The organism is Enterobacter sichuanensis (genome assembly GCF_002939185.1).
GTDB classification, from domain to species: Bacteria; Pseudomonadota; Gammaproteobacteria; order Enterobacterales; family Enterobacteriaceae; genus Enterobacter; species Enterobacter sichuanensis.
Genome location: NZ_POVL01000001.1, coordinates 46456 through 62492 on the forward strand (window position 1 = coordinate 46456; position 16037 = coordinate 62492).

The window sequence follows — 16037 nt, forward strand, 5'->3', positions numbered from 1 at the left end:
GTGGGAGAGGGCTGGGGTGAGGGCATCAGCGCGCACCAGACTTACTTACGACGCCAGGTGGTCCCCTGCGGGCCGTCTTCCAGAATAATGCCCATTTCGGTCAGACGGTTACGCGCCGCATCTGCTGCCGCCCAGTCTTTCGCCTGACGCGCTTCCAGACGCGCCTTGATCAACGCTTCAATCTCCGCCACTTCGCCGTCATCCGCCTGCGCACCGCTTTGCAGGAACACGTCCGGCTCCTGCTCCAGCAGGCCAAGCACGGAGGAGAGCTTACGCAGGTGAGACGCCAGCGCATTCGCTGCCGCCATGTCTTCTGACTTCAGACGGTTCACTTCGCGCGCCATATCGAACAGCACGGAGTACGCTTCCGGAGTATTGAAGTCGTCGTTCATCACTTCAATAAAGCGTGCTTCGAACGCCTCGCCGCCAGCTGCCGCCACGGATTTGTCAGTCCCGCGCAGCGCGGTGTACAGACGCTCCAGCGCAGAACGCGCCTGCTTGAGGTTCTCTTCGCTGTAGTTCAGCTGGCTGCGATAGTGGCCGGACATCAGGAAGTAACGCACGGTTTCCGCGTCGTAATATTTCAGCACGTCACGCACGGTGAAGAAGTTGCCCAGCGATTTAGACATCTTCTCGCGGTCAACCATCACCATTCCGGAGTGCATCCAGTAGTTCACGTACTCGCCGCCGTGGGCGCAGGTGGACTGCGCGATTTCATTTTCGTGGTGCGGGAACATCAGATCCGAACCGCCGCCGTGGATGTCGAAGTGTTTGCCCAGCTGTTTGCAGTTCATCGCCGAGCACTCAATGTGCCAGCCCGGACGTCCTTCGCCCCAAGGTGATGGCCAGCTTGGTTCGCCCTCTTTGGACATCTTCCACAGCACGAAGTCCATCGGGTTGCGCTTCACGTCAACCACGTCAACGCGGGCACCGGCCTGCAGCTGGTCCAGGTCCTGACGGGAAAGCGAACCGTAAGTCGGGTCAGTCGGCACCGAGAACATCACGTCACCATTGTCCGCCACATAGGCGTGACCGCGCGCAATCAGCTTTTCCGTGATCTCGATAATTTCGTGAATATGGTGGGTCGCGCGCGGCTCGCTGTCCGGGCGCTGAATATTTAAGGCGTCGAAGTCTTTGTGCATCTCGGCGATCATACGATCGACCAGCGCGACAAAGCTTTCGCCGTTCTCATTAGCACGCTTAATGATTTTATCGTCGATGTCGGTGATGTTACGCACGTACTTCAGTTTGTACCCGAGAAAACGCAGGTAGCGCGAAACCACATCGAAGGCGACAAAGGTGCGACCATGGCCAATGTGACAGAGATCGTAAACCGTAATTCCACACACGTACATGCCGACTTCCCCGGCATGGATAGGTTTAAATTCCTCTTTTTGGCGCGTCATTGTATTAAAGATTTTTAACATCGAAGATTCCATGTAAACACGTGTGTGGTTGAAAACCGGCTATTCTACCCGTAATTCAAACCTGAAGCAGCACACAATGCAAGGTGATCGCATCCTGTGGTTATGCTATAACAAGCTCCTATATATGACCCGAACGCGGGTCGACGTACCACAATAACGGAACAGGATGCACAAATGGTTACTTTCCACACTAATCATGGCGATATCGTAATCAAAACCTTTGATGACAAAGCGCCTGAAACAGTTAAAAACTTCCTGGACTACTGCCGCGAAGGTTTCTACAACAACACCATCTTCCACCGTGTGATCAACGGCTTTATGATCCAGGGCGGCGGTTTCGAACCTGGCATGCATCAGAAAGCCACCAAAGAGCCGATCAAAAACGAAGCGAACAATGGCCTGAAAAACACCCGTGGCACGCTGGCGATGGCCCGTACTCAGGCGCCTCACTCTGCGACCGCACAGTTCTTCATCAACGTGGCTGACAACGACTTCCTGAACTTCTCCGGCGAAAGCCTGCAGGGTTGGGGCTACTGCGTCTTCGCAGAAGTGGTTGAAGGGATGGACGTGGTTGACAAGATCAAAGCCGTTTCTACCGGCCGCAGCGGCATGCATCAGGACGTTCCGAAAGAAGACGTTGTGATTACAAGCGTGACCGTCAGCGAGTAATTCGTGGCGACACTCTTTATTGCAGATTTGCATCTGCAAACAGAAGAACCGGCGATCACCGCCGGTTTTCTGCGTTTTTTAGCGGGTGAAGCCCGACATGCGGATGCGCTGTACATCCTCGGCGACCTCTTTGAAGCCTGGATTGGCGACGATGACCCGAACCCGCTACACCGTGAAATGGCGGCGGCCATCAAGGCGCTGGTGGATTCTGGCGTCCCCTGCTACTTCATCCACGGTAACCGTGATTTCCTGCTCGGCAAGCGCTACGCCCGCGAAAGCGGCATGACGCTGCTGCCGGAAGAGCAGGTGCTCAACCTCTACGGCCGCAAGGTGCTGATCATGCACGGCGATACGCTCTGCACCGACGATACTGGCTATCAGGCGTTTCGCGCCAAAGTTCACACCCCGTGGATCCAAACGCTGTTCCTTGCCCTGCCGTTATTCATCCGCAACCGCATCGCCGCCAAAATGCGTGCAGGCAGTAAGGCCGCCAACAGCAGCAAATCCATGACCATCATGGACGTTAACCCGCAGGCGGTGGTGAACGTGATGGAAAAGCACCGCGTCCAGTGGCTGATCCACGGTCACACCCATCGTCCTGACGTGCATTCACTTATTGCCAACGGCGAGCCCGCCCACCGAGTGGTATTAGGTGCGTGGCACAGCGAAGGGTCTATGGTTAAAGTCACCCCGGAAGGTGTGGAGTTGATCGCTTTCCCGTTTTAACCGCTTCTCGTCTTTTTGCCCATTTCTCAGCCACGCAACCGTTTTCCTTGCACGTATAACATGCTATTCTCTGTGCCCTCGAAAGCAGTGTGTTTCGCACCACAGGAGTTTTAAGACGCATGTCTTCCCGCAATAATCCGGCGCGTGTCGCCATCGTGATGGGGTCCAAAAGCGACTGGGCTACCATGCAGTTCGCCGCCGAAATCTTTGACATCCTGAATGTTCCGCACCATGTAGAAGTGGTCTCCGCGCACCGTACACCAGATAAACTGTTCAGCTTCGCCGAAAGCGCCGAAGAGAACGGTTATGAGGTGATCATTGCCGGTGCGGGCGGCGCAGCACATCTGCCGGGCATGATTGCCGCCAAAACCCTGGTGCCGGTACTGGGCGTTCCCGTACAAAGCGCCGCGCTGAGTGGTGTCGACAGCCTCTACTCCATCGTCCAGATGCCGCGTGGTATTCCTGTCGGCACGCTGGCGATTGGCAAAGCGGGTGCCGCCAACGCCGCCCTGCTGGCCGCGCAGATTCTGGCGACGCACGACAGCGCGTTGCATCAGCGTCTGGCGGACTGGCGTAAAGCTCAGACTGATGAGGTGCTCGACAATCCGGACCCGCGGGGTGCGGCATGAAGCAGGTTTGCGTCCTCGGTAACGGTCAGCTAGGCCGGATGCTGCGCCAGGCAGGTGAACCGCTGGGTATTGCCGTCTGGCCCGTCGGGCTGGATGCGGAACCTGAAGCCGTCCCGTTCCACCAGAGCGTGATTACCGCCGAGATCGAACGCTGGCCGGAGACGGCGCTGACTCGCGAACTGGCGCGTCATAACGCCTTTGTTAACCGCGATGTGTTCCCGATTATTGCCGACCGCCTGACGCAAAAGCAGCTGTTCGACAAGCTCGGCCTGCCGACCGCGCCGTGGCAGCTGCTGTCCGATAAAAGCGAGTGGAATGATGTCTTCGCGATGCTGGGTGAACTGGCGATCGTGAAGCGCCGCGTGGGTGGCTACGATGGCCGCGGCCAGTGGCGTCTGCGCGCGAACGACACCGCCGAGCTGCCGGATGAGTGCTACGGCGAGTGCATCGTTGAACAGGGCATTAACTTCAGCGGTGAAGTGTCGCTGGTTGGCGCGCGCGGGCATGATGGCCGTACGGTCTTTTACCCGCTGACGCATAACCTGCATCAGGACGGTATTCTGCGCACCAGCGTCGCCTTCCCGCACGCCAGTGCTGACCAGCAGGCGCAGGCGGAAGAGATGCTCTCTGCCATCATGCACGAACTCGGTTATGTGGGCGTCATGGCGATGGAGTGTTTTGTCACGCCGTCTGGTCTGCTGATTAACGAACTCGCGCCGCGCGTGCATAACAGCGGCCACTGGACGCAAAACGGTGCCTCCATCAGCCAGTTCGAACTGCATCTGCGCGCCATCACTGACCTGCCGCTGCCGCAGCCAGTGGTAAACAGCCCGTCGGTGATGATCAACCTGATCGGCACCGATCTGAACTATGACTGGCTGAAGCTGCCGCTGGTGCATCTGCACTGGTACGACAAAGAGGTTCGTCCGGGTCGTAAAGTGGGTCACCTGAACCTGAACGACAGCGACGCAGGCCGCCTGAGCGCCAGCCTGGAAGCCCTGATCCCTCTCCTGCCGCCGGAATACGCGAGCGGCATTGTCTGGGCGCAATCAAAGCTCAGGTAAGACATCCCCGCCGGGGAGTTGACCTTCCCCTTCCCCGGCGTACAATTCCCGCCCATTGCTGCTCAGTTTTCTTCTGGAAAAACCATGAACGATGGAACGGACTATCGCGCGATCCTCGCGTCTGATACCCCTTTAATCGACGTTCGCGCGCCGATCGAATTTGCCCAGGGCGCGATGCCTGCCGCCCTTAACCTGCCATTGATGAACGACGACGAACGCGCCGCCGTAGGCACCTGCTATAAACGCCAGGGGCCCGAGGCCGCGCTGGCGCTTGGCCATAGTCTGGTGCATGGCGACACGCGTGAGGCCCGTATCAACGCCTGGCGCGACGCAAGCCTGGCCCATCCTGAGGGTTTTCTCTGCTGCGCGCGCGGTGGCCAGCGCTCACATATCTCGCAGGCCTGGCTGAAAGAGGCGGGTATCGATTACCCGCTGATCCGCGGCGGCTATAAGGCCCTGCGTCAGACGGCGATTCAGGTGACCCTCGAGCAGTCACAAAAACCGATGGTGCTCATCGGCGGCTGTACCGGAAACGGTAAAACGCTGCTGGTGAAACAGCACGCGCAGGGAATCGATCTGGAAGGACTGGCGCACCATCGCGGTTCATCCTTTGGCCGCACGCTAACGCCGCAACTTTCCCAGGCAAGCTTCGAAAATTACCTTGCGGTCGAGCTGCTGAAAAAAGACGCTGCGCGCTGGGTGCTGGAAGATGAAGGCAGGATGATTGGCTCTAACCATCTGCCGGAATGCCTGCGCGACCGCATGGCTGAAGCCCCTGTTGTCGTGGTAGAGGACCCGTTCGATATTCGGCTTGAGCGCCTGCGCGAAGAGTATTTCGATCATATGTGGGCGGACTTTTCAGCCGCATACGGCGAGGAGGCGGGCTGGAAAGAATACAGTGAATATCTGCACCACGGCCTGTTCGCCATCCGCCGCCGTCTGGGGTTGCAGCGGTACGCGGAATTCACCGCCTTACTGGACGCCGCGCTTGTCGAACAACAACGTACTGGCAGCACTGACGCGCACTTCAGCTGGCTTGTGCCGCTGTTAAAGGACTATTACGACCCGATGTACGGCTATCAGCTGGAGAAGAAAGCGGAGAAGATTGTCTATCGCGGGACGTACGAAGAGATTGCTGAGTGGCTTGATCGCTGAAAAATAAAGCCGGGTGGCGAGGTAAAAGCAAAACGGCAACCAGGGTTGCCGTTTTTAATGTTTGTCCCCTCTCCCTGTGGGAGAGGGTCAGGGTGAGGGCATCAGACCGCACCCTACATGACGACTCAGAAGTCGTAACGCAGACGCACCAGGTTCATGTCGCCCAGGTTGTCGGTGCTGGAGGTGAACACGTGTTCGTAATCCACGCGGAAACCATAATCCAGCTGGAAGCTGATACCCACGCCGTTATCGATGCGCTGGTAGTTACGGCCGTTCACGTACTCAATACGGTCGCCCATGAAGTAAGGCTGGATGGATTTAACCGCATACTGACCGATTGGGAATTTGTACCCTGCGAAGTATTCAATACCCCACGCGTCACCGGCGAAGTAGTCATTCACAGACACTTTTTTGGTGGTCAGGAAGTTCTGATACCAGCCGCCGCCTGCGGAGAAGGTCCAGTTATCCGGCGTCCAGCTCAGCGCGGTACCGAGGATGTTCTGGTCATAGGTTTTGCTGTCGCCGTTGTCCGGGTTACGCATGTCCGCACGGGTGTAGTTCCACGCGGCGCCCCAGGTCAGATCGGTGGTCAGGTGGTAATCCAGACCCAGTGAACCGCCGCCTTTACGCTTGTAGCGCAGGCCATTGCCCGGCAGGTATTCGCTGTCTTCAAACAGGTAAGATGCATAGATGTCGGCATCACCCACGGTTTTCTTATATTTCAGCATCTGACGTGAACGATAAGAACCATCGTAGTCGCCGTTGATCCCGTTACCTGGCGCCTGAGCGATCATGTCGTAGTCCCAGATATCGGTTTTCGCGCCAACCACATCATAGTAAACGCTGTTCTGTTGACCGAAGGTCAGCGTACCCCAGGTGTCGCTCTTTAGACCGGTGTAGAGCATACGACGCGTGGTGTCGTGCGCACCTTCGGCGTAGTGGTGATCCCAGTTAAACTGCGCGGGAATATTCACACCCAGCTCGTAGTAGCTGATCCAGCTGATGTCATCAAACAGGTAGTAATCAGCCGCGAAACGGAAACGGGTGCCGCCGTCAAAGCCGTTACGCTTGTAGCTGTTTTTACCGTCGTCGCCGGTCATGTTCTGGAACTGAGGACGGATGCTGCCGCCAACGGTAAAGTTCAGGCGGCTCAGCGGGTTACCCGCCTGAGGATCCTGTTTAAGAACGGTGATTTCCGCCTGAGAAGCGAAGGAGGTCAATACCACTGCCGCGCCGATCGTTACCGCCAGCGCTGATTTTTTTATAGTCATTATTTTTCCTTAATAGACACGCTGCTAAATATTTAGCTGGTGAATATTAACTGGAAATAATCGGGCTGTGTGGTCGGTTTTTTAATGTTTTGTGCTACTAAATGAGTGGGTATTATCACTTTGTGCTATTTAAACATTGCGTGCCGGCATTAAAATCCGACACGCAATTATCACTGAGCTAAATCAACTGGCAAACTGACGGAACAGGGCTTTGCCCTTTAACAGCCGCGTGCCGAGCCAGCCGCCGCAGAGGGAAAGCAGCACCGCACCACAGAGAGGCAGGGTCAACCAGAGACGCCAGTCAGGCTCCCACGGGAAGTCAAAGACCTTTGTCTGCAACACCGCCAGGGCCGTCTCAGCGCCAATGGCCGCCACCAGACCGGCCACCAGCCCCAGCAGGGCGAACTCGCTCCAGAGCGTCATCCGCAGCAGCCGCTTACCGGCCCCCAGCGTTCGGTAAACCACCAGTTCCTGATGACGCTGGCGCATGCCCACCTGCACCTGGGCCAGCAGCAACAGCACGCCGCAAATCGTCACCAGCACCACCATCACCTCCAGCGCGCGGCTCACCTGCTCCAGCACCTGCCCTACCTGCTTCAGGATCGCCCCAATATCCAGCAGGCTGACCGTCGGAAACTCCCGGTTTAGCTGGGTGAGCATGCCGTTGCCCTTTTCCCAGCGGAAGCTGGTGAGCCAGCTCTGCGGCTGTCCGTCCAGCGCTCCCGGCGGGAAGATGAAGAAGAAGTTAGGCCGCAGGCTCTCCCAGTCCACTTTACGCAGGCTGGTCACCTTCGCGGTAAAATCCTGGGTATCGCCGGTAAAGGTGACGCTGTCTCCCGGCTTCACGTTCAGGCGCGTCGCCAGCCCCTCTTCCATCGACACCTCTCCCGCTTTTGGCGGCCAGGTGCCGGCCGTAATCGGGTTATGATCGGGCCGTTTTTCCTGCCACGTCAGGTTGAGCTCGCGGTTAAGCGACTCGTCCTTGTTCCCTTCCGTTGGCACGCCGTTGATCTGCGTGAGCCGCGCGCGAACGATGGGATAGAACGCCTCCGGGATGATATGGTGCTCAGACAGGAACGCCTTCAGCGGCGTGACCTGCTCAGGGGCGATATTGATCAGGAAATAGTTCGGGCTTTCCGGCGGGAGCTGCTGCTGCCAGCGGTCGAGCAGATCGCCACGCAGCACGAGCAGCAGGGCCAGCAGCATAAACGACAGCGAAAAGGCCGACAGCTGGCTCAGCGTTGACCACGGCTGATGCAGCAGACGGTTCACCGCCAGGCGCACGGGCAGGGATTTTACCGTCAGCCTTTTCAGGACGTTGAGCAGTATCCAGCCCAGCACGCCGCAGAGCAGCGCCAGAACCACCGCCCCGGCCAGCACGGCCCACAGCAGCGTGCTGCCCCCCATCAGCCAGGCCAGCAGCCCCACCGCCACCGCCATAATCACCGGCAGGTAGAACTTCAGCGGCCAGACGTTCGCCACCACATCGTTGCGGAGTACGCGCAGCGGCTGCGTCGCGAGCAGCAGGCGGTACGGTCGTAGCCCCACCAGCACCGAGATCACCGTCATCGCGCCCATCGCCCACAGCCAAGGCCAGAGGCTGGCCGGCGGCAATGCGGCCGGGAGTACCGGCTTCAGCATTACCATCAGCAGTTTTTCAAACAGCAGCCCCATTATCCCACCGGTCAGCGCGGACAGCATCAGCAGCATCAGCCACTGGCCGACAATCAGTTTGCGCAGTTGCTTGCGCCCAGCGCCGAGCGTTTTGAGGATCGCCACCAGGTCGTAGCGGCTGCGGCAGTAGTGCCCCATCGCAACAGCGACCGCCGCCACCGCCAGCAGCAGGGTCAACAGTGCCGACAGCAGCAGGAACTGCTGGGAACGCTCCAGAGATTTACCGAGCGCCCCCTCGTCCTGCTCCAGCCCGTACCAGCGGTGCTCCGGTTTGAGCTGCGGCAGAAGCCATTTTTCATAGTCATTAAGCTCGGCAGGCGTGCCGCCAAACTTGTAGCGCCAGGTGACGCGGCTGCCCGGCTGGACCGCATGGGTTGCCGCGACATCCGCGGTGTTCATCAGCAGGCGTGGCGCAAGCTGGAAGGGGTTAAAGCCAGAGTCTGGCTCCTGCACCACTTCCCCGGCGATTTTCAGTGTGGCATCGCCGACGTCGATGCTGTCGCCGGTTTTCAGATTCAGGAGCGCCATCAGCCGGGGAGCCAGCAGTACCGTACCGGGCGCAGGCTTCAGCCCGGGCGGGCTGGTCTGCAGTTCGCCGTACATCGGGTAGATCTCATCGACGGCCTTAACGCTCGCCAGCTGTGGCGTGTCGCCCGCGAAGGTCATCGTCTGGAAGCTTAGCTGTTCTCCCACCGTCAGTCCCCGCCTGCGCGCTTCGTCAATCCAGCCCGGCGGAACGGCGCGCGAACTTTGCAGCGCCCGGTCTCCCGCCATAAACTCCCGGCTCTGCTGGCTGAGCCCTTTTTCCATCCGGTCGCTGACGCTGCCGAGCGCCAGCACGCAGGCCACCGCCAGGCTTAGCGCCAGCCAGACAATCAGCAGCGAGGGGGAACGCCACTCGCGCCAGAACCAGCGGGTAATCATGTCTCCTCCTGAAGCATACCGTTCACCAGCCGCAGGCGCCGGTCGCAGCGGGCGGCAAGCTGGGGATCGTGGGTCACGAGGATCAGCGTAGTGCCGTGTTCGCGGTTGAGCGAAAACAGCAGGTCGGCAATCCGGTCGCCGGTTTTACGGTCAAGGTTACCGGTGGGCTCATCGGCAAACAGCACTTCAGGGCGGCCGTTAAACGCCCGCGCCAGCGCCACGCGCTGCTGCTCGCCACCGGAAAGCTGCGCGGGAAGATGGTCGAGACGTTTCCCCAGCCCGAGCTGTTCCAGCAGCGACTTCGCGTGAGCCCGGCTGTCACGGCTGTTTTCCCCGCGCAGAAGCGCCGGGAGTTCGACGTTTTCCAGCGCGTTGAGGGTGGGGATCAACATGAAGGACTGAAAGACAAAACCCACGTGACGCGCGCGCAGCGCGGCGCGCGCCTCTTCATCAAGCTGATGCAGCGGCTGCCCGACAAGATGGACCTCACCGCTGCTGCCGTCGTCCAGACCGGCCAAAATCGCCAGCAGGGTGGACTTACCGGAACCCGATTCGCCAATCAGCGCGATGGTTTCAGCGCGTTTGACAACGAGTTCAACTCCAGTAAGGATGGAAAGCTCGTGTTCCCCCTGACCGACGGACTTCTTAAGATGATGAACTTCAACACTGTTTTCCGCTGGCATTTGCCCTTCCTGTTTTTGATTCTGATGACCTTCCGCGCGGCGGCAGCGGACACGTTACTGGTTCTTGGTGACAGCCTGAGCGCAGGCTATCGTATGGCGGCCAGCGCGGCCTGGCCCGCCCTGCTCAATGACAAATGGCAGAGCAAAACGACGGTTATCAACGCCAGCATCAGCGGTGATACCTCGCAGCAGGGTTTATCGCGCCTGCCTGCGCTACTCAAACAGCATCAGCCGCGCTGGGTGCTGGTTGAGCTTGGCGGCAATGATGGCTTACGCGGTTTCCAGCCTCAGCAAACGGAACACACCCTGCGCACCATTTTGCAGGACATCCGGGCGGCAAACGCCCAGCCCCTGCTGATGCAAATTCGCCTGCCCGCCAACTACGGTCGTCGGTATAATGAGGCCTTTAGCGCGATCTACCCTAAGCTTGCCAAAGAGTTTGATATTCCGCTGCTGCCATTTTTCATGGAAGAGGTCTATCTCAAACCCCAGTGGATGCAGGACGACGGGATCCACCCCAATCGCGATGCGCAGCCGTTTATTGCCGACTGGATGGCAACGCGGCTGGCTCCTTTAGTTAACCATGACTCCTGATTAAGCGGAGATCCTGACAGGTAAAGTTATGCAAAAATCGGTCTTAATAACAGGATGTTCCAGTGGAATCGGCCTTGAAAGCGCGCTCGAATTAAAGCGCCAGGGATACTGGGTGCTGGCGGCCTGCCGCAAACCCGACGATGTCGAACGCATGAACGGGCTGGGCTTTACCGGCGTGTTGCTGGATATGGACTCGCCGGAGAGCGTTGATCGCGCCGCGGATGAGGTGATCGCCCTGACCGGCAATCGCCTCTACGGGCTGTTTAATAATGCGGGTTATGGCGTGTACGGTCCGCTGGATACCCTCTCCCGCGAAACGCTGGAGAAACAGTTTTCGACTAACTTCTTCGGCGTACATCAGCTCACCATGCGCCTGCTCCCCGCGATGCTGCCGCATGGTGAAGGGCGCATCGTGATGACGTCATCCGTGATGGGGCTGATTTCAACCCCAGGTCGCGGCGCCTATGCCGCCAGCAAATATGCGCTGGAAGCCTGGTCTGACGCCCTGCGCATGGAGCTACGCCACAGCGGCATTAAGGTCAGCCTGATTGAACCAGGCCCGATCCGCACCCGCTTTACCGAAAACGTTAACCAGACGCAGGCGGATAAACCGGTCGAGAACCCCGGCATTGCCGCACGTTTTACGCTCGGACCCGAAGCGGTAGTGGCCAAAGTGCGCCATGCTTTTGAGAGTGACAATCCCAAAATGCGCTATCCGGTGACGCTGGTCACCCATGCCGTAGGCTGGTTAAAACGTCTGCTGCCGGGCCGGATGATGGACAAAATTTTACACGGTTGAGTTGAAGCGACGACGCGCATCCCCATGTAAAGAGTAAACCGATAAAAGAGAAGGCCGCATGTCCGTACAGAATATCGTCAATATCACTGAAGCAAACCTGCAACAGACCCTTGAACAGTCGATGACCAAACCGGTGCTGTTCTACTTCTGGTCTGAACGCAGCCAACACTGCCTGCAGCTGACGCCGGTGCTGGAAAGCCTTGCCGCCCAGTACAATGGTCAGTTCATTCTCGCCAAACTGGACTGTGACGCACAGCCGATGGTGGCGTCTCAGTTTGGTTTGCACGCGATCCCCACCGTCTATCTGTTCCAGAATGGTCAGCCTGTGGATGGCTTCCAGGGACCGCAGCCGGAAGAGGCCATTCGTGCCCTGCTGGATAAAGTGCTGCCGCGCGAAGAGGAGCTGAAAGCGCAGGAAGGCATGGCGCTGATGCAGGAAGGCAAATATGACGAGGCGCTGCCGCTGCTCAAAGAGGCGTGGCAGCTGTCGAAACAGAACAGCCAGATTGGCCTGCTGCTGGCGGAAACGCAGATTGCCCTGCACCGTTCAGAAGACGCAGAAGCCGTCCTCAGGACCGTTCCGCTGCAGGATCAGGATACCCGCTATCAGGGGCTGGTGGCGCAAATTGAGCTGCTGAAGCAGGCCGCGGATACCCCGGAAATTCAGCAGCTGCAACAGCAGGTTGCCGATAACCCGGCCGATGCGGCGCTGGCAAGCCAGCTGGCACTGCAGCTGCATCAGGTGGGACGTAACGAAGAGGCGCTTGAGCTGCTGTTTGGTCATCTGCAAAAAGACCTTGCTGCCGCAGACGGCCAGGCGCGCAAGATGTTCCAGGAGATCCTGGCCGCGCTGGGCACCGGTGATGCGCTGGCGTCGAAATATCGCCGTCAGCTGTACGCCCTGCTCTACTGACAAAAAAGCCCGGTGGCGGCTTCGCCTTACCGGGCCTACAAAAGCGACATCACCCTGTCTTTTTCAACTGCGTCACCACCAGCTGGTGGCGCGCGTTGTAGAACTTCCGGTAGGTCAGGTAACAGGCAATGATGGTGGACAGGCTGGCCGTGGAGAGCAGCATAAACGTCACCATGATCTGATACTTAATCGCTTTTACCGGATCGATACCGGCGAAAATCAGCCCCGACATCATTCCCGGCAGGCTGACCAGCCCCACCGTTTTGGCGGAATCCACGGTCGGGATCAGCGATGAACGAATGCTCTCACGAATCAGCCGCGCCGAGGCCACTTTTGGCGTTGCCCCCAGGCTTAATTTCTCCTGCAACTGCTGCTGTTCGCTGCTGAAACGCTGGCCGAGGTTGTTGTAACACAGCCCTACGGCCACCATGGCGTTCCCCGAAATCATCCCGGAGATAGGGATAACCTGCATCGGCGTAAACTCAATCGAGCCGGAGAGCACCAGCACCGCCAGCGTGAGCGCCGTGCCGGTGGTAATCGCGATAAACGACGAGATAAACGCTTTATCAATGTATTTACTGCGTTTTTTCGCATTCCACGCCGCGTTAAAGCAGATAAAGAGCACCATCAGCAGCGTAAGCACCGCGTGGTTAACGTTGAAAATGTATTTCAGCACATAGCCGACGATGATGAGTTGAATCACCGCGCGGCAGATACTCCACACAATGTCTTTTTCCAGGCCCAGCTTTTCCCGGTAGCTAACCACAATCGCAATCAGCACCAGCACCATGGAAAACGCCAGGGATTCGTTCGTAATATTATGCTCACCCACGGTTTGCCCCCTGCATTTTCCCGCCGTGCGGCTGCAGCCTAATCACGTCATCCGCATGGCTAATTTCGTTAGCGTCGTGCGTGACCCACAGCACGGCAATATTCTGCTCGCGAACGTAACGATGAATAATCTCGTTGACGTTGCGTTTGTTGGTGTCATCGAGCGCGCTGGTGATCTCGTCCAGCAACAACACCTTCGGTAAAAACTGCAGATTGCGGATCAGCGAGACGCGCTGTTTTTCTCCGCCCGACAGCGCATTGATGGATTGGGTCAGTGTCTCCTGCGCCAGGCCAAAGCGGGCCAGATCGTTAATAAAGCGTTCCGGCTCCGGCGTTTTATGACGAATTTGCCACGGAAAAATCAGGTTGTCATAGACCGTATCGCCAAACAGCGCCGGGGTCTGTACACAATAAGAGACCTGCTGGCGATAGCTTTCCGGAGAGAGCGACGCAACGTCCTGGCCTTCAAAGAGAAGTGTCCCCTCTGTGGGACTGAGCAGCGAGGCCACAATCTTCAGCAAGGTGCTTTTGCCACAGCCTGATGGCCCGGTGATTAATTTAAACTCGCCCGGCGACAGGCTAAATTCAACGTGCTGAAGGATAGTGTTATCCCCGACACGAAATCCAATATCCCTGAGTTGTAACAGATTTTTTTTATCGTTCATTCCGCTTCCGTTAACCGCGTCTTGTAAGAACCGTCTGTAGCATAATCTTTTTCCAGTCTATTTTCAGAGGCGAATTTCAACCGGATAGCCGATATACTTATGAGCAATAAACACACACGTTCTCTCATCACGGCATGCAAAACAGGAGGTTTTTATGCTTATTGTTGTTCCAGTCCTTATTTTCGTTGCGCTGGTTATTGTGGGCGCAGGCGTCAAAATTGTTCCTCAGGGTTATCAGTGGACCGTCGAGCGTTTCGGTCGTTATACCAACACGCTCCAGCCTGGATTAAGCCTGATTGTCCCGTTCATGGACCGTATTGGTCGTAAGATCAACATGATGGAACAGGTTCTGGATATTCCTTCCCAGGAAGTGATCTCGAAGGATAACGCCAACGTCACCATTGACGCCGTCTGCTTTATTCAGGTGATTGATGCGCCAAAAGCAGCGTATGAGGTGAGCAATCTGGAGCTGGCGATCGTCAACCTGACGATGACCAACATCCGTACCGTGCTCGGCTCGATGGAGCTGGATGAAATGCTCTCCCAGCGCGACAGCATCAATACCCGCCTGCTGCACATTGTTGATGAAGCGACGAACCCGTGGGGTATTAAAGTTACCCGCATCGAGATCCGCGATGTGCGACCGCCTGCGGAACTGATCGCCTCCATGAACGCGCAGATGAAGGCTGAGCGAACCAAACGTGCCTACATTCTGGAAGCGGAAGGGGTACGTCAGGCTGAGATCCTGAAGGCGGAAGGGGAAAAACAGTCGCAGATCCTGAAAGCGGAAGGCGATCGTCAGTCCGCGTTCTTACAGGCGGAAGCGCGTGAACGTTCTGCCGAAGCGGAAGCCCGCGCAACGCAAATGGTGTCCGAGGCGATTGCCGCCGGTGATATCCAGGCGGTGAACTACTTCGTCGCGCAGAAATATACCGATGCGCTGAAAGAGATCGGCTCCGCCAATAACAGCAAAGTGGTGATGATGCCGCTGGATGCCAGCAGCCTGATGGGCTCTATCGCCGGGATTGCTGAACTGATCAAAGACAGCGGGAACGAGCGTAAAAAATGATTGAGCTTATCGTCGCACATCCTCACGCTTTCTGGCTAAGCCTTGGGGGGCTATTGCTGGCCGCGGAGATGCTGGGCGGCAATGGCTACCTGCTGTGGAGCGGTGTCGCCGCGGTCATTACCGGGCTGCTCGTCTGGCTTCTTCCGCTTGACTGGGCGTGGCAGGGGGCATTATTTGCCGTGCTGACGCTGGTGGCCGCGTGGCTGTGGTGGCGCTGGCTTAACCGACAGGTTAACGAGCAGAAACCGGTGGACGCGCATCTCAACCAGCGCGGACAGCAGATTGTCGGCCAGCGTTTTACGCTTGATACCGCGCTGGTGAACGGACGTGGGCATATGCGCGTGGGCGACAGCTCGTGGCCGGTGGTCGCCGACGAAGACCTCAGCGCCGGCACGCGGGTTGAGGTCATTGCGGTGCAAGGCATTACCCTGCGGATTAAAGCCTGCTAAGCAGAGGTCTTACGATGGCAGCAGCCGGCAAGATTATCGATAATCGGGCAGTCGGCGCTGTCATCCCCCGGACAGGATTCCGCGAGCTGTAGCAGCTGTTCGCGCATCGCCTGTAGCTCGATGATATGGCGTTCAATCTCGGCCACTTTTTCCAGGGTGCGTTTTTTCACGTCTGCGCTGTGACGCTTCGGATCGTTAAACAGGTTAACCAGCTCACCGCACTCTTCCAGATTAAACCCGACCTGCCTCGCCTGGCGCAGTAACGTCAGCTCATCCAGATGCAGCTGCGTGTAGCTGCGGTAGCCGTTTTCACTGCGCAGCGGCGGCGTCACCAGCCCCTTCTCTTCATAAAAGCGAATCGCTTTGCTGGTTAAACCGGTTTTTTTCGCCACATCGCTGATATTCACATTTCCCCCTTGACCTTCCCCTTGATGGAAGGTTTAACCTTCATAACAGTCAGTAAAAAGCACGATATCGGTCAACAACTGACCAGAT

17 protein-coding genes are annotated in these 16037 nt (G+C 57.7%); 10 read left to right on the forward strand and 7 right to left on the reverse strand.

Annotation, left to right across the window (positions count from 1 at the left end; translation table 11 throughout):
- Positions 1–41 precede the first annotated feature (41 nt).
- The gene (gene cysS, locus C5687_RS00225; RefSeq protein ID WP_045286676.1) at positions 42–1427 is read right to left on the reverse strand and encodes a cysteine--tRNA ligase; all 1386 of its coding nucleotides are present in this window, start codon (positions 1425–1427) and stop codon (positions 42–44) included.
- Between the two features lie 174 nt (positions 1428–1601).
- Here cysS and ppiB point away from each other — a divergent pair, with 174 nt between their 5' ends.
- From ppiB to mnmH, 5 genes are all read left to right on the forward strand, one after another.
- The gene (gene ppiB / locus C5687_RS00230) at positions 1602–2096 is read left to right on the forward strand and encodes a peptidylprolyl isomerase B (RefSeq protein WP_025756124.1); all 495 of its coding nucleotides are present in this window, start codon (positions 1602–1604) and stop codon (positions 2094–2096) included.
- Positions 2097–2099: 3 nt separating this feature from the next.
- A complete protein-coding gene (lpxH, locus tag C5687_RS00235) occupies positions 2100–2822 on the forward strand; it encodes a UDP-2,3-diacylglucosamine diphosphatase (RefSeq protein WP_059386526.1) in 723 nt (240 codons plus the stop codon).
- A gap of 119 nt (positions 2823–2941) precedes the next feature.
- Positions 2942–3451, forward strand: coding sequence for a 5-(carboxyamino)imidazole ribonucleotide mutase (purE, locus tag C5687_RS00245; RefSeq protein ID WP_025756126.1), 510 nt, complete (start codon positions 2942–2944; stop codon positions 3449–3451).
- A complete protein-coding gene (purK, locus tag C5687_RS00250; RefSeq protein WP_047957918.1) occupies positions 3448–4515 on the forward strand; it encodes a 5-(carboxyamino)imidazole ribonucleotide synthase in 1068 nt (355 codons plus the stop codon). Before purE ends, purK begins: the two co-directional genes overlap by 4 nt.
- Positions 4516–4599: 84 nt before the next feature.
- Positions 4600–5670 carry a tRNA 2-selenouridine(34) synthase MnmH gene (mnmH, locus tag C5687_RS00255; RefSeq protein ID WP_104556204.1) on the forward strand — a complete coding sequence of 357 codons (1071 nt, stop codon included), beginning with the start codon at positions 4600–4602 and terminating at the stop codon, positions 5668–5670.
- 125 nt (positions 5671–5795) lie between these two features.
- Here mnmH and C5687_RS00260 read toward each other — a convergent pair whose 3' ends face one another.
- The 3 genes from C5687_RS00260 to ybbA all read right to left on the reverse strand — a co-directional run bounded on the left by C5687_RS00260 (position 5796) and on the right by ybbA (position 10222).
- Positions 5796–6941 carry a porin gene (locus tag C5687_RS00260; RefSeq protein ID WP_104556205.1) on the reverse strand — a complete coding sequence of 382 codons (1146 nt, stop codon included), beginning with the start codon at positions 6939–6941 and terminating at the stop codon, positions 5796–5798.
- Positions 6942–7124: 183 nt separating this feature from the next.
- On the reverse strand, positions 7125–9539 hold the full coding sequence (ybbP, locus tag C5687_RS00265; protein WP_104556206.1) for a putative ABC transporter permease subunit YbbP: 2415 nt from the start codon (positions 9537–9539) through the stop codon (positions 7125–7127).
- Entirely contained in the window at positions 9536–10222 is a 687-nt protein-coding gene (ybbA, locus tag C5687_RS00270) for a putative ABC transporter ATP-binding protein YbbA (protein ID WP_104556254.1), read from the reverse strand. The genes ybbP and ybbA overlap by 4 nt, the downstream gene beginning before the upstream one ends.
- Here ybbA and tesA point away from each other — a divergent pair.
- Genes tesA through C5687_RS00285 form a run of 3 tightly spaced genes read left to right on the forward strand, consistent with a single transcriptional unit; the run spans position 10190 to position 12528 of the window.
- Complete coding sequence (gene tesA, locus C5687_RS00275; protein WP_142977831.1) at positions 10190–10816, forward strand: multifunctional acyl-CoA thioesterase I/protease I/lysophospholipase L1; 627 nt, start codon at positions 10190–10192, stop codon at positions 10814–10816. The two genes, ybbA and tesA, sit on opposite strands and share 33 nt — an antisense overlap.
- A gap of 28 nt (positions 10817–10844) precedes the next feature.
- Positions 10845–11615: an SDR family oxidoreductase gene (locus tag C5687_RS00280; RefSeq protein ID WP_025756132.1), complete on the forward strand. Its 771-nt coding sequence runs from the start codon at positions 10845–10847 to the stop codon at positions 11613–11615.
- Positions 11616–11673: 58 nt separating this feature from the next.
- Positions 11674–12528 carry a co-chaperone YbbN gene (locus C5687_RS00285; RefSeq protein ID WP_104556207.1) on the forward strand — a complete coding sequence of 285 codons (855 nt, stop codon included), beginning with the start codon at positions 11674–11676 and terminating at the stop codon, positions 12526–12528.
- 49 nt (positions 12529–12577) lie between these two features.
- Here C5687_RS00285 and fetB read toward each other — a convergent pair whose 3' ends face one another.
- Both fetB and fetA read right to left on the reverse strand, forming a co-directional pair.
- Positions 12578–13360, reverse strand: coding sequence for an iron efflux ABC transporter permease subunit FetB (fetB, locus tag C5687_RS00290; protein ID WP_104556208.1), 783 nt, complete (start codon positions 13358–13360; stop codon positions 12578–12580).
- The gene (fetA, locus tag C5687_RS00295) at positions 13353–14024 is read right to left on the reverse strand and encodes an iron efflux ABC transporter ATP-binding subunit FetA (protein ID WP_104556209.1); all 672 of its coding nucleotides are present in this window, start codon (positions 14022–14024) and stop codon (positions 13353–13355) included. The genes fetB and fetA overlap by 8 nt, the downstream gene beginning before the upstream one ends.
- A gap of 154 nt (positions 14025–14178) precedes the next feature.
- Here fetA and C5687_RS00300 point away from each other — a divergent pair, with 154 nt between their 5' ends.
- Together C5687_RS00300 and C5687_RS00305 are read left to right on the forward strand one after the other, a co-directional pair.
- On the forward strand, positions 14179–15093 hold the full coding sequence (locus C5687_RS00300; RefSeq protein WP_008499312.1) for an SPFH domain-containing protein: 915 nt from the start codon (positions 14179–14181) through the stop codon (positions 15091–15093).
- The gene (locus C5687_RS00305; RefSeq protein ID WP_025756135.1) at positions 15090–15542 is read left to right on the forward strand and encodes an NfeD family protein; all 453 of its coding nucleotides are present in this window, start codon (positions 15090–15092) and stop codon (positions 15540–15542) included. The genes C5687_RS00300 and C5687_RS00305 overlap by 4 nt, the downstream gene beginning before the upstream one ends.
- Here C5687_RS00305 and cueR read toward each other — a convergent pair.
- On the reverse strand, positions 15539–15949 hold the full coding sequence (gene cueR / locus C5687_RS00310) for a Cu(I)-responsive transcriptional regulator (protein ID WP_025756136.1): 411 nt from the start codon (positions 15947–15949) through the stop codon (positions 15539–15541). The genes C5687_RS00305 and cueR overlap by 4 nt on opposite strands.
- Positions 15950–16037 lie beyond the last annotated feature (88 nt).

Excerpts from the sequence above, each read along its gene's own strand:
- cysS (WP_045286676.1), bottom strand. The coding sequence starts at position 1,427 with ATGTTAAAAATCTTTAATACAATGACGCGCCAAAAAGAGGAATTTAAA.
- ppiB (WP_025756124.1), top strand. The coding sequence starts at position 1,602 with ATGGTTACTTTCCACACTAATCATGGCGATATCGTAATCAAAACCTTT.
- purE (WP_025756126.1), top strand. The coding sequence starts at position 2,942 with ATGTCTTCCCGCAATAATCCGGCGCGTGTCGCCATCGTGATGGGGTCC.
- purK (WP_047957918.1), top strand. The coding sequence starts at position 3,448 with ATGAAGCAGGTTTGCGTCCTCGGTAACGGTCAGCTAGGCCGGATGCTG.
- mnmH (WP_104556204.1), top strand. The coding sequence starts at position 4,600 with ATGAACGATGGAACGGACTATCGCGCGATCCTCGCGTCTGATACCCCT.
- C5687_RS00260 (WP_104556205.1), bottom strand. The coding sequence starts at position 6,941 with ATGACTATAAAAAAATCAGCGCTGGCGGTAACGATCGGCGCGGCAGTG.
- ybbP (WP_104556206.1), bottom strand. The coding sequence starts at position 9,539 with ATGATTACCCGCTGGTTCTGGCGCGAGTGGCGTTCCCCCTCGCTGCTG.
- tesA (WP_142977831.1), top strand. The coding sequence starts at position 10,190 with ATGATGAACTTCAACACTGTTTTCCGCTGGCATTTGCCCTTCCTGTTT.
- ybbA (WP_104556254.1), bottom strand. The coding sequence starts at position 10,222 with ATGCCAGCGGAAAACAGTGTTGAAGTTCATCATCTTAAGAAGTCCGTC.
- C5687_RS00280 (WP_025756132.1), top strand. The coding sequence starts at position 10,845 with ATGCAAAAATCGGTCTTAATAACAGGATGTTCCAGTGGAATCGGCCTT.
- C5687_RS00285 (WP_104556207.1), top strand. The coding sequence starts at position 11,674 with ATGTCCGTACAGAATATCGTCAATATCACTGAAGCAAACCTGCAACAG.
- fetA (WP_104556209.1), bottom strand. The coding sequence starts at position 14,024 with ATGAACGATAAAAAAAATCTGTTACAACTCAGGGATATTGGATTTCGT.
- C5687_RS00300 (WP_008499312.1), top strand. The coding sequence starts at position 14,179 with ATGCTTATTGTTGTTCCAGTCCTTATTTTCGTTGCGCTGGTTATTGTG.
- C5687_RS00305 (WP_025756135.1), top strand. The coding sequence starts at position 15,090 with ATGATTGAGCTTATCGTCGCACATCCTCACGCTTTCTGGCTAAGCCTT.